General features: G+C 57.9%; 7 protein-coding genes. 4 read left to right on the top strand and 3 right to left on the bottom strand.

Annotation, left to right across the window (positions count from 1 at the left end):
• Positions 1-8 precede the first annotated feature (8 nt).
• The 3 genes from xdhC to xdhA are packed head-to-tail and all read right to left on the bottom strand — an operon-like array spanning position 9 to position 4,708.
• The gene (gene xdhC / locus TU76_RS20485; protein WP_048352413.1) at positions 9-866 is read right to left on the bottom strand and encodes a xanthine dehydrogenase accessory protein XdhC; all 858 of its coding nucleotides are present in this window, start codon (positions 864-866) and stop codon (positions 9-11) included.
• A complete protein-coding gene (xdhB, locus tag TU76_RS20480; RefSeq protein WP_048352412.1) occupies positions 859-3,258 on the bottom strand; it encodes a xanthine dehydrogenase molybdopterin binding subunit in 2,400 nt (799 codons plus the stop codon). The genes xdhC and xdhB overlap by 8 nt, the downstream gene beginning before the upstream one ends.
• On the bottom strand, positions 3,251-4,708 hold the full coding sequence (gene xdhA / locus TU76_RS20475; RefSeq protein ID WP_019826719.1) for a xanthine dehydrogenase small subunit: 1,458 nt from the start codon (positions 4,706-4,708) through the stop codon (positions 3,251-3,253). The genes xdhB and xdhA overlap by 8 nt, the downstream gene beginning before the upstream one ends.
• 224 nt (positions 4,709-4,932) lie before the next feature.
• Here xdhA and TU76_RS20470 point away from each other — a divergent pair, with 224 nt between their 5' ends.
• The 4 genes from TU76_RS20470 to ligA all read left to right on the top strand — a co-directional run bounded on the left by TU76_RS20470 (position 4,933) and on the right by ligA (position 12,682).
• Positions 4,933-5,592: a GntR family transcriptional regulator gene (locus TU76_RS20470; protein ID WP_019826717.1), complete on the top strand. Its 660-nt coding sequence runs from the start codon at positions 4,933-4,935 to the stop codon at positions 5,590-5,592.
• A 2-nt stretch (positions 5,593-5,594) separates the two neighbouring features.
• Complete coding sequence (smc, locus tag TU76_RS20465) at positions 5,595-9,083, top strand: chromosome segregation protein SMC (RefSeq protein WP_048352411.1); 3,489 nt, start codon at positions 5,595-5,597, stop codon at positions 9,081-9,083.
• 258 nt (positions 9,084-9,341) lie between these two features.
• The gene (gene zipA, locus TU76_RS20460; protein ID WP_048352410.1) at positions 9,342-10,220 is read left to right on the top strand and encodes a cell division protein ZipA; all 879 of its coding nucleotides are present in this window, start codon (positions 9,342-9,344) and stop codon (positions 10,218-10,220) included.
• A gap of 98 nt (positions 10,221-10,318) precedes the next feature.
• On the top strand, positions 10,319-12,682 hold the full coding sequence (gene ligA, locus TU76_RS20455; protein WP_048352409.1) for an NAD-dependent DNA ligase LigA: 2,364 nt from the start codon (positions 10,319-10,321) through the stop codon (positions 12,680-12,682).
• Positions 12,683-12,949: the final 267 nt, after the last annotated feature.

Here is a 12,949-nt window from a genome sequence, read left to right as displayed (position 1 = left end):
GATAATTCTCAGTGTGTGGCATGACTGCGTCGTGAAGACGGCAGTAATTGTTTAATGGATTCGGATGACGCGGTGTCGGCTCCGGCGCTGTGCTGGCCGAAGTGGGTGTTGTAGGTGGCGATGATTTCGCCTGCAATGGAAATCGCGATTTCGACAGGCAGTTTGCCTTTGACTTCGCTCAAGCCCATCGGGCAGCGCATGCGTTGCAAATGTGACGCGCTAATACCCCGATCACGCAGACGGTGTTCAAACTTCACGCGTTTGGTTTTAGAGCCAATCAAGCCGAAGTAGGTAAAGTCATTGCGTTTGAGCAGGGCAGCGCTGAGTTCCAGATCCAGGGCGTGATTATGCGTCATGACGATGCAGTAGCAACCCGCTGGCAGATCCTGCACCTCGTCGACGGGCTCGTCGGTGACGATTTTTTGCACGCCTTGGGGGATGAATGTCGGGAATTCTTGTTCCCGCGAGTCGATCCAGCGCACCCGGCATGGCAAGCTGGCGAGGAGGGGCACCAGGGCCCGGGCCACATGCCCTGCGCCAAACACGGCGATGTGTGCCTGCACCTGGCCCATGGGTTCAAACAGCAACACGGCCACCCCACCGCAACACTGGCCCAGGCTGGCGCCCAGGCTGAAGCGCTGAAGATGGGTGTCTTGCTTGCCGCTATTGAGCATCTGGCGGGCGATTTCCATGGCCTTGTATTCCAGGTGGCCACCGCCAATGGTGTCGAATGTTTGATCGGCGCAGATAACCATTTTTGAGCCGGCATTGCGCGGGGTCGAACCTTGCTCCTCGATGATGGTGACTAACACGCAGGGCTCTCCCTGCAGCTGCAACTGCGCCAGGGCGCTGATCCAGTTATTCATGACTGTGTGCCTCTTCGCACCTTGCCGCCGCCGCTACAGAGAGTTCGCGCATTTGCTCACAGCCCCACAGGACCCTCTCCGGCGTAGCGGGCGCGTCGATGGCGGGTTGTGCGCGGTAGTCGGCCAAACTCGCCACGGCGTCCTTGATCGCGCACCAGGCCGCGATACCGAGCATGAACGGCGGTTCGCCGACGGCTTTGGAGTGAAAGACGGTGTCTTCAGGGTTTTTACGGTTTTCTACCAGCGTGACGCGCAAGTCCAGTGGCATATCTGCCACGGCCGGTATCTTGTAGCTGGCCGGGCCATTGGTCATCAGCTTGCCTTTGGCGTTCCACACCAGCTCCTCCATGGTCAGCCACCCGGCGCCTTGAATATAGCCGCCTTCAACCTGGCCGATGTCGATGGCGGGATTCAGCGAGGCGCCCACGTCGTGCAGGATGTCAGTGCGCAACATTTTGTATTCGCCGGTGAGGGTGTCAACGATCACTTCGGCACAGGCCGCACCAAAGGCAAAGTAGTAAAACGGCCGTCCGCGAGCCTGAGTACGGTCATAAAAGATTTTTGGGGTTTTATAGAAACCGGTACTCGATAGCGACACCTGACCGAAATAGGCCTGCTGAATCAAGGTTTCAAAGCTGATGACCTGCTCGCCAACGCGCACCTGGCCATTGTGGAAAATAACCTCCTGCTGGTCGACCTGATACTTGCCGGCGGCAAATTCAACCAGCCGCAGCTTGATGGTTTGCGCAGCATTTTGCGCGGCTTTGCCGTTGAGATCCGCCCCGCTAGACGCTGCAGTAGGCGAGGTGTTCGGAACCTTATCCGTGTTGGTAGCCGTGATCTGCACGCGGCTGATATCCACCTGAAATACCTCGGCCACCACTTGTGCAACCTTGGTGTTCAAGCCCTGCCCCATCTCGGTGCCGCCGTGGTTGAGGTGGATGCTGCCATCGGTGTAGATGTGAATCAGTGCACCCGCCTGATTGAGGAAGCTGGCGGTGAAGGAAATACCGAACTTGACCGGCGTCAGTGCCAGGCCTTTTTTGAGGATCGGGCTGTTGGCGTTGAATGCCTTGATCGCTTGCCGGCGCTCGGCGTATTGGCTGCTGGCCTCAAGGTCAGCGGTCATTTCTTCCAGCAGGTTGTGCTCCACGGTCTGGTAGTAGTGAGTCACATTGCGTTCGGTTTTGCCGTAGTAGTTGGCTTTGCGCACGTCCAGTGGATCAAGGCCCAGATGGCGGGCAATGTGGTCCATGACTTCTTCGATTGCGACCATGCCTTGTGGGCCGCCAAATCCGCGATAGGCCGTGTTTGACGCGGTATTGGTTTTGCAGCGATAGCCATTGATCGTTGCATCGCCAAGGTAATAGGCGTTATCGGCGTGGAACATGGCGCGGTCGACGATGGAGTTGGACAAGTCCGGTGAGCAACCGCAGTTCCCCGCCAGGTCCAGCTTGATGCCCTGCAGACGACCGCTGGCGTCGAAGCCAACGTCGTATTCGATGTAAAACGGGTGGCGCTTGCCGGTCATCAACATGTCTTCGACCCGTGGCAAGCGCATCTTGGCGGGCTGCCCGGTCAGGCGCGCCACCACCGCACACATGCAAGCGGGGCCAGCGGCCTGAGTCTCCTTGCCGCCAAAACCGCCGCCCATGCGCCGCATGTCGACGACGATTTTGTTCATCGAAACATCCAGTACTTCAGCTACCAGCTTTTGCACTTCGGTGGGGTTTTGCGTGGAGCAGTACACGATCATTCCGCCGTCTTCGGTGGGCATGACCGATGAAATCTGGGTTTCAAGATAGAAGTGTTCTTGTCCGCCGATATGCAAACTGCCTTGCAGGCGATTTTCAGCTGCGGCCAGTGCGTTGATTGAGTCGCCGCGCTCATGGGTGTGGGTGTCCAGCACGAAGTGTTTGTTGCGCAGGGCCTGGACTACATCCAGCACGGGCTCCAGGTCTTCGTATTCGATAATGGCGGCCATTGCCGCCTTGCGCGCCGTATCGAGGTCATGGGCAGCAACCGCCAGCACTGCCTGGCCTACATATTCCACCTTGTCGATGGCCAACAGCGGGTCGCCGGGCAGCAGCGGGCCGATGTCCTTGAGGCCGGGAATGTCTTCGTGGGTAATGACCAGGCGCACGCCTTCAAAGGCGTAGCAGGGCGTAGTGTCAACGCGGATGATTTTGGCATGAGCCCGATCTGACAGGCGTGCGTAAAGATGCAACTGGTTGGGGAATTCGAGCCGGTCATCGATGTACTGCGCCTCACCCGAGACGTGCTTTTCGGCGCTGTCATGCTTGACGCTGCGACCTACACCGGTTTTCAGGTCCTGTTGGAAGAGGGCCGTCAATTCGGCCTGGGTCGGCTCATTCGTGTGATGGTTAGACATAAGCTGTTACCCGCGTCTCAAGCAGTGGTGCCTGCAGTTCGATGAAGTATTTGCGCAGCAGGTTTTGGGCGCTCAGCAGGCGGTACTCCTTGCTGGCACGAAAGTCCGACAGCGGGGTGAAATCAGTGGCCAATGCTGTGCAGGCGCGCTCAACAGTGGTTGAGTTCCAGTCTGCGCCGAGCAAGGCGGCTTCGCAGGCGTTGGCGCGTTTGGAGGTGGCGGCCATGCCTCCGAATGCAACGCGAGCCCCGGTCACCACGCCGTTGTCGATACGCAGGTTAAATGCGGCGCACACGGCGCTGATGTCGTCGTCCAGACGCTTGGAGATTTTGTAGGCGCGAAATGAATGGTTGGCGTCGGCGCGGGGAATGATGATCTTTTCGATAAATTCCCCTTCCTGGCGCGCCGTTATCCGGTAATCGATGAAGTAGTCCTCAATCGCCAGCGTGCGGCGGGTCGGGCCTTTGCGAAGTATCAGCTGTGCGCCCAGAGCAATCAGCAGCGGCGGTGAGTCGCCAATCGGCGAGGCATTGCCGATATTGCCGCCCAAGGTCCCCTGGTTGCGGATTTGCAGCGAGGCGAAGCGTTGCAGCAGTTCGCCGAAGTCCGGGTATTCGGCCTTGAGCGTGCCGTAAGCGTCCGTCAGCGAAACGGCTGCGCCTATTTCAATACGATCCTCGAAGCGCTCGATGAGCTTCATTTCGGCCACGTTGCCGACGTAAATCATGACCGGCAACGGGCGATGGAACTGGGTGACCTCCAGGGCCAGGTCGGTGCCCCCCGCCAGCAGGCGGGCCTGGGGTTGGGACTCATACAGCTCGGCCAGATCGCTGATGGTCAAGGGCAGCAGGCAACGTTTGTCGCCGCTGTTCAGTTCACCGGTCTGGGTGGGCGAAATAGACTTGAGCAGGGCGATAGTGTCGTCCTGGAGCGCGTCAAATTGATCGTATTGCTGAACGCCGCAGGCTTGTTCGGCGGCGGCCAGGATCGGCCGGTAACCGGTGCAGCGGCACAGGTTGCCCGCCAGTGCCTCGTGGGCTTGATGGCCGTCAGGCTGGCCGGTGCTGTTTTTTTGCAGGGCGAAGAGTGACATCACAAAACCCGGCGTGCAGAAACCGCACTGTGAGCCGTGGCAGTCGACCATCGCCCGTTGCACGCTGTGCAGTTGACCTTTGTGCTTCAAGTCTTCGACGCTGATCAGTTGCTTGCCGTGCAACGCAGACACAAATGTCAGGCAGGAGTTGAGGCTGCGATAGCGCACACGTTCAAGGCCCCGGTCGTCCGTGTGCAGTTCGCCGACCACGACGGTGCAGGCGCCACAGTCTCCACTGGCGCAACCTTCTTTGGTGCCGGATTTGTTCAGGTGTTCACGCAAATAATTGAGCACGGTTAAATTGGGGTCCAGCGTGTGCTCGGTGCGCAGCGTCTGATTGAGTAGGAACTGGATCACGGAAGGCCTCGCATAATCATTATTGTTGTAACGCGGGATGTACTGAATTTAGCTAAAGCTGACCTGCGGGTCAAGAAATAGAGATCAGGCATCCCTGTGATTTGAATCCACGGGATTTATTTGCTTATTTCGTGCCATATTCGGCCCCTGAAGCGCTGCGCGAGCACACACCAAGTGCGTTACACTGCGCCGCCTGCACTGATCAAAGATTTTGAAGGTAAAACATGACGTTCAAGGCGCCGGACAGCCTCGCCGAGCAAATCGCTCACCACCTCGCCGAACGCATCATTCGCGGCGAGCTCAAGCCTGGGGAACGCATTCAAGAACAGAAAGTGACGCTGGCGCTAAATGTCAGCCGTGGCTCTGTGCGCGAAGCGTTGTTGATCCTTGAGCGGCGACATCTCATCGCCATCCTTCCACGACGTGGCGCCCACGTGACCGAGCTCACCGCGCACAAGGTGCAGAGCCTGTGCACGTTGATGAGCGAGATGTACATCCTGCTCGGCAATGCCGTTGCCCAGCGTTGGGCCGTGCAGGCCGATCTGGGGCCGTTTTTGCAAATCCAGCAACGTCTGATTGCCAGCTACGAACGCCAGGACATCAGCAGCTTCGTTGAAGACAGCTTCAATGTAATGCGTGCGGCATACCCGTTTGCCGACAATCCGTATTTGCAGGAAACCGTCGAGAACCTCCATCCGGCCATGAGCCGCGCCTATTACCTGGCGCTGGATCAGCGCAAGGCTGAGATGAGCGAGTATCTGGCGTTGTTTGCGCAGCTGCTCGAAGCCGTACTGGCTCGTGATCTGGTGCAAATCCGCGTGGTGCTGAGCAACTATGCCCAGCGCAGTTGTGCGTTGGTGCTGTCTGCCTTGACGGATGCCTGAGCGTGCGCCTGACGTGTATCAAACTGGTTGGCTTCAAGTCTTTCGTAGACCCGACCACGGTTACCTTTCCCAGCAATATGGCTGCGGTTGTAGGTCCTAACGGCTGCGGAAAGTCGAACATCATCGATGCCGTACGTTGGGTAATGGGCGAAAGCTCGGCCAAAAACCTGCGTGGCGAGTCGATGACGGATGTCATCTTCAATGGTTCTACCACCCGTAAACCGGTGAGTCAGGCCAGTATCGAGCTGGTATTTGATAACTCCGACGGCACGCTGCTGGGTGAATATGCGGCCTACGCCGAAATCTCCATTCGACGCAAAGTCACCCGTGACAGCCAGACCACCTATTACCTCAATGGCACCAAATGCCGTCGTCGTGACATCACCGATATTTTTCTCGGAACGGGCCTGGGACCGCGCAGCTACTCGATTATCGAGCAGGGCATGATCTCCAAGTTGATCGAGTCCAAGCCTGAAGACCTGCGCAACTTTATCGAGGAAGCGGCTGGCATCTCCAAGTACAAGGAGCGTCGCCGCGAGACCGAAAACCGTATTCGCCGTACCCACGAAAACCTCGCGCGTCTGACTGACCTGCGGGACGAGTTGGGGCGTCAGCTTGAGCGCTTGCATCGTCAGGCCCAGGCTGCCGAAAAGTATCAGGAGTACAAGGCCGAGGAGCGTCAGCTCAAGGCGCAGCTGTCGGCCTTGCGCTGGCAGGCGCTGAACGAGCAGGTGGGGCAGCGCGAAGCGGTCATTGGTAATCAGGAAGTCAGCTTTGAAGCCTTGGTGGCCGATCAGCGCAATGCCGATGCCAGCATCGAGCGTCTGCGTGACGGGCACCACGATCTGTCAGAGCGCTTTAATCTGGTGCAAGGTCGCTTCTATTCGGTGGGCGGTGATATCGCTCGCGTCGAGCAGAGCATTCAGCACGGTCAGCAACGCTTGCGCCAATTGCAGGATGACCTGCGCGAAGCCGAGCGCTCGCGTCTGGAAACCGAGTCCCATCTGGGGCATGACCGCACGATGCTCGCCACACTGGGTGAAGAGCTGCACTTGCTTGAGCCCGAGCAAGAGCTGACCAGCGCCGCTGCGGAAGAGGCCGCTGCTGCGCTTGAGGTGTCCGAGCACAGCATGCACGGTTGGCAGGAGCAGTGGGACAGTTTCAATCAGCGCTCTGCCGAGCCGCAGCGCCAGTCCGAAGTGCTTCAGGCCCGTATCCAGCAGTTGGAGACCAGCATGGAACGCGTCGCAGAGCGTCAGCGCCGCTTGGCTGAAGAGCGCGCCTTGCTCGCGGCAGACCCTGAAGATGCGGCGATCCTCGAGCTTAGTGAGCAACTGGCTACCAGCGAGCTGACCCAGGAAGCATTACACGCCAGCGAAGAGCAACTGGTAGAACGCCTGGAGCAAGTGCGCCACGACTTGCACCAGGCGATGCAGAATCAACAACAGGCTCAGGGCGAGCTGCAGCGGCTCAACGGTCGACTGGCTTCCCTTGAGGCCCTGCAACAGGCCGCGCTCGATCCCGGTACCGGTGCAGGTGAATGGCTGCGTGAGCAGCAACTCGCTGAGCAGCCGCGTCTGGCTGAAGGTTTGAGGGTTGAGGCCGGTTGGGAATTGGCGGTCGAGACTGTGCTGGGTGCAGATTTGCAGGCCGTGTTGGTCGACGATTTCTCACGGCTGGACCTGGGCGGCTTTGCCCAAGGGGATTTGCGTCTGTTCAGTGGCGGATCTCAGGAATCTCGTTTGGCGGGCAGCTTGCTCGATAAGGTTGAGGCCGATTTTGATCTGGCGCCCTGGTTGGCCCAGGTCAAACCGGTCGAGACCCTTGAGCAAGCGCTGGCCTTGCGTGCGCAATTGGTCGACGGTCAAAGCCTGATCAGTCGTGATGGCTATTGGGTTGGTCGTCACTTTTTGCGGGTGCGCCGTGCCAGTGAAGCCGAAAGTGGCGTCCTGGCGCGGGGTCAAGAAATCCAGCGTCTGGGGCTTGAGCGCGATGAGCGCGAGGCGGTGCTTGCCACGCTCGAAGAGCAGCTTCAGCGTCTGAGAGAGCAACAGCTCACCCAGGAGGACTCCCGTGAGCAGGTCCGCCGTCGCTTGCAGGATGAAGGGCGTCAGCAGGGCGAGATTAAAGCCAGGCTTTCTGCCAGCAAGGCTAAGGTCGAGCAATTGACCTTGCGCCGTCGTCGTCTGGACGAAGAGCTGGCCGAGTTGGGTGAGCAGCGTGCCCTTGAGCATGAGCAGGTGGGCGAGGCTCGCCTGCTCTTGCAGGACGCGCTGGACGCAATGGCCACCGACACGGAGCAGCGCGAATTATTGCTGGCCCAGCGTGACAGCCTGCGCGAGCGTCTTGATCGCGTGCGTCAGGATGCCCGTCAGCATAAAGATCACGCGCACCAGTTAGCGGTTCGTTTGGGCTCGCTTAAAGCGCAGCATGATTCGACCCGTCAGGCACTTGAGCGGCTGCAACTGCAGGCTGAACGCCTGGCTGAAAAGCGCGAGCAGCTCAGTCTCAATCTGGAGGAGGGGGAAGCCCCTCTCGAAGAGTTGCGTCTCAAACTTGAAGAGTTGCTCGACAAGCGCCTGACCGTGGATGAGGAGCTCAAAATTGCCCAGACCGCGCTGGAAGATGCTGACCGTGAACTGCGCGACGCTGAGAAGCGCCGCAATCAGGCTGAGCAACAATCGCAGCTGATTCGTGGTCAGTTGGAACAGCAGCGTATGGAGTGGCAGGCCCTGACTGTGCGCCGTACGGCGTTACAGGACCAGTTGCTGGCAGACGGCTATGATTTGCATGGGGTGCTTGCCACCTTGAACAGCGAGGTCAACGAGCAGCAGGCCGAAGAGGAGCTGGAGCGCATTGCCGCGCGGATTCAACGCTTGGGCGCGATCAACCTCGCGGCCATCGATGAGTACCAGCAGCAATCGGAGCGCAAGCGTTATCTTGATGCTCAGGATGCCGATCTGGTCGAGGCACTCGATACCCTGGAAAACGTCATCCGCAAGATCGACAAAGAAACCCGGAGCCGCTTCAAAGACACCTTTGATCAGATAAATGGTGGATTACAGGCGCTTTTCCCAAAAGTTTTCGGTGGCGGCAGCGCTTATTTGGAACTGACGGGCGAAGATTTACTCGATACAGGGGTAACAATCATGGCGCGGCCACCGGGCAAGAAGAACAGCACCATTCATTTGCTGTCCGGTGGCGAGAAGGCTTTGACGGCTTTGGCATTGGTTTTTGCTATTTTCAAGCTCAATCCGGCGCCTTTCTGCATGCTCGACGAGGTCGATGCACCGCTTGATGACGCTAACGTAGGCCGCTACGCACGCTTGGTGAAAGAGATGTCGCAGACCGTGCAATTCATCTACATCACCCACAACAAGATTGCCATGGAGATGGCTGATCAGTTGATGGGCGTAACGATGCATGAGCCGGGTTGCTCACGTCTTGTAGCGGTTGATGTGGAGGAGGCGATGGCAATGGTCGATGCTTGAGCTATAAGCATGTAGGACGATTTTTTTCTTCTTGTAAGAGAAATATCAACTATTTGACCGATATGACTCACAAGTCGAAGGGTATATGGGCATAGCTCAATGCGACAGACGGTGTAAAGTTATCTTTGGTCGTGTTAATTTAACGTCTAATTTTTTTGTACGTGGGTAAAACGCCATTCAGAACATAGAGTTGGCGCCACGTTTTAAAGGGCTTTAGGCTCTTCTTCATAGAATCATTTTTTAGGGGCACGGGATTACATGGAAATCGGTCTGCGCGAGTGGCTGATAGTCATCGGCATAGTGGTTATCGCCGGTATTCTTTTTGATGGCTGGCGCCGTATGCGCGGTGGCAAGGGGAAGCTCAAATTTCGTCTTGATCGCAGCTTTTCCAACGCCCCTGACGACGATACCAGCCCCGAGCTTCTGGGCCCTTCACGGGTTCTTGATACCCCAAATCATAAAGAGCCGCTGCTTGACGAGCACGACCTGCCATCCGTGAGCATGCCGGCGCGTGATAAAGGTGCCAAGCGTGGCAAGCGTGGCGGTGAGCCGAGTCAGGGTGACCTGAACCTCAATCTTGATCTGGATGACGGCCCAAGCATCAGCGCCCGCGATGATGATTTTGCGCAAGAAACCAAGCCGCGTGCTCGTTCGGCTCCTGCCGTGTCGGCCGTTGAGGCCAAAGAGTCACAACCACAGCAGGCCGCTGAAGAAGTCCTGGTGATCAGCGTGATCAGTCGTGACCCTGCAGGGTTCAAAGGCCCGGCACTGTTGCAGAACATCCTTGAAAGCGGTTTGCGTTTTGGCGAGATGGATATTTTTCACCGCCACGAAAGCATGGCCGGTAATGGCGAAGTTCTGTTCTCCATGGCCAACGCGGTTAAGCCGGGTGTATTCGATCTGGATGATATTGATCTGTTCAGTACGCCAGCTGTGAGCTTCTTCCTTGGGTTGCCTGGTCCGCGTCATCCCAAACAGGCTTTTGACGTGATGGTTGCTGCAGCACGCAAGTTGTCCCAGGAGCTCAATGGCGAGCTTAAAGACGATCAGCGCAGTGTGTTGACGGCCCAAACCATTGAGCACTACCGCCAGCGCATCGTTGAATTCGAGCGTCGCGCCCTGACTCAAAAACGCTGAACATGTGGGGGGCCGGCTTGCTTGCTCCCGCACACATGCAGAATGAATAATACAAGGAGCAGCCTCGGCTGCTCTTTTGCTTTGTGAGAGAACACCCCATGACCGCCGCCAATACCCGCATTTTAGAGCTGCGCGCTGAACTGGATCAGCACAACTATCGCTACCACGTGCTGGACGAACCGAGCATTCCGGACGCCGAGTACGATCGCCTGTTTCATGAGTTGAAAGCGCTGGAAGCCCAACACCCGGAGCTGGTGACTGCCGACTCGCCGACCCAGCGCGTGGGGAGTGCGGCCTTGTCGGCCTTTACTCAGGTGCGTCACGAAGTGCCCATGCTGAGTTTGGGTAATGCCTTCGATGAAACCGATATGCGTGAGTTTGATCGCCGTGTCAGCGAAGGTCTGGACCTGCCTGCAGGGGATCTGTTTGGCGGTGGCGCCGAAGTTGAGTACAGCTGTGAGCCAAAGCTGGACGGGTTGGCGGTCAGTTTGCTGTATCAGGATGGCAATCTGGTGCGTGGCGCTACGCGAGGTGATGGCACCACGGGTGAAGACATCAGCGTCAACGTGCGCACCGTGCGCAATATACCCCTCAAGCTGCATGGCAGCGGCTGGCCTGCGGTGCTGGAAGTACGTGGCGAGGTGTTCATGTCCAAGGCAGGCTTTGAGCGCCTCAATGAGACTCAGCTCGCTGTTGGCGGCAAGACCTTTGCCAACCCTCGTAACGCGGCGGCGGGCAGCTTGCGCCAGCTGGACTCTAAGATCACCGCCAGTCGGCCGCTGGAGTTTTGCTGTTATGGGCTGGGACAAGTCTCCGAGGAATTCTCTGATACCCATATAGGCAATCTCAAGCAGTTGCAGCAATGGGGTATGCCCATCAGCCACGAGTTGAAACTGGCCCGCGGGATTGCCGAGTGCCTGGATTACTACCGTGATATTGGCGAGCGCCGTGCTGCGCTGCCCTATGAGATCGACGGTGTGGTGTTCAAGGTTAACAACCTGGCATCGCAGCGTGAGCTGGGCTTTCGGGCTCGCGAGCCACGTTGGGCGATTGCCCACAAGTTCCCGGCGATGGAAGAGCTGACGGAGTTGCTGGATGTGGAGTTTCAGGTCGGGCGCACGGGTGCGGTAACGCCCGTGGCTCGCCTCAAGCCGGTCAAGGTGGCCGGCGTGACTGTCTCCAATGCGACCCTGCACAACATGGATGAAGTAGCACGTCTTGGGCTGATGATTGGCGATACGGTGATTATTCGCCGTGCAGGCGACGTGATTCCGCAGGTGGTGCAGGTAGTGCTCGAGCGTCGTCCTGAAGATGCCCGTGCGGTGCAGATCCCTGAAAGCTGCCCGGTATGTGGCTCCCATGTTGAGCGCACGCAACTGATCAAACGCAGCAAGGGGCGTGAAACCATCACCGAGGGTGCGGTTTATCGCTGCGTCGGACGTCTGGCCTGCGGTGCCCAGCTCAAACAGGCGATTATTCATTTTGTCTCGCGTCGTGCGATGGACATTGAAGGCCTGGGCGAAAAAAGCGTCGAGCAGTTGGTGGACGAGGGGCTGGTGAGTTCGCCCGCCGACCTTTATACCCTGGCTTTCGAACAGATTGTCGACCTCGAAGGCTTTGCCGAGTTGTCGAGCAAGAACCTGCTCCAGGCCATTGCCGACAGCAAGCGTCCGACATTGGCGCGTTTTATCTATGCGCTGGGTATTCCTGATGTCGGTGAGGAGACGGCCAAGGTCCTGGCCCGCTCCCTGGCCTCTCTGGATCGCGTACAGCGTGCCTTGCCTCAAGTACTGACCTACTTGCCTGATGTCGGACTCGAAGTGGCGCACGAAATCCACAGCTTCTTCAGCGATGCGCATAACCAGCAGGTGATTGCTCAATTGCTGGAGCGTGGCCTGGAATTGCAGGATCAGGGCGATTTGGGGGCTGAATTCGCGGCCAGTGCGACGCTGGGCGGTCTGATCGACAAGCTGCACATTCCCTCGGTAGGACCGGGTGGCGCACAGAAGCTGGCCGAGAAGTTTGGCTCGCTCGAAGGCGTGATCCATGCGGACTGGCTCGATATGCGTCAGGCCTTGCCCGAAAAGCAGGCCAAGGCGGTACGTGAATTTTTCGATAATCCCGAAAATGCCCGTCTGGCGCTGGAAGTAGAAGCGCAACTGCGGGATTTCGGCATGCACTGGCAGAGTGAGAAGAAGATCGTTGAGGGCTTGCCACTGGCGGGTCAGACATGGGTGCTGACCGGTTCGCTGGAGTTGATGAGCCGAGATGTTGCCAAGGACAAGCTGGAGAGTCTTGGGGCCAAGGTCTCAGGTTCGGTTTCTGGCAAGACCCATTACGTGGTCGCAGGGCCAGGGGCTGGCTCTAAGCTGGTCAAGGCCAATGAGCTGGGGCTCAAGGTGCTGGATGAAGAAGCTTTTGTGGCCTTTTTGAAAGAGCAGGGGCTCGCGACTAAGCCCTAGTAGCAGTTGACGAGCAGCGCGAGGCTACGTTCGGCTGCGTAGCAGTCGTAAACCATTCAGCTTTGGTGTTTTAGATACATCATGCTGAACGGGTTTACGACGATTGCATCGTCGGACGCAGCCTCGTTCCTTCGGCAGCTGCTACCCCTGCTAGAACTGCAACAGAGTCACTATAGAGTGCGAGCGCACTCCCGAATCCAAGTACTTGAACCCATTCATTTTTTTATTATTGCAGCAGCGGTTGTAAGTTTTTCTCAGACAGGTACA

It is taken from the genome of Pseudomonas psychrophila (genome assembly GCF_001043005.1).
GTDB classification, from domain to species: domain Bacteria; phylum Pseudomonadota; class Gammaproteobacteria; order Pseudomonadales; family Pseudomonadaceae; genus Aquipseudomonas; species Aquipseudomonas psychrophila.
The sequence above is the reverse complement of the archived record's forward strand: the minus strand, read 5'-3'. Positions and strand labels throughout refer to the sequence as shown.

Excerpts from the sequence above, each read along its gene's own strand:
- xdhB (WP_048352412.1), bottom strand. The coding sequence starts at position 3,258 with ATGTCTAACCATCACACGAATGAGCCGACCCAGGCCGAATTGACGGCC.
- TU76_RS20470 (WP_019826717.1), top strand. The coding sequence starts at position 4,933 with ATGACGTTCAAGGCGCCGGACAGCCTCGCCGAGCAAATCGCTCACCAC.
- ligA (WP_048352409.1), top strand. The coding sequence starts at position 10,319 with ATGACCGCCGCCAATACCCGCATTTTAGAGCTGCGCGCTGAACTGGAT.
- zipA (WP_048352410.1), top strand. The coding sequence starts at position 9,342 with ATGGAAATCGGTCTGCGCGAGTGGCTGATAGTCATCGGCATAGTGGTT.
- xdhC (WP_048352413.1), bottom strand. The coding sequence starts at position 866 with ATGAATAACTGGATCAGCGCCCTGGCGCAGTTGCAGCTGCAGGGAGAG.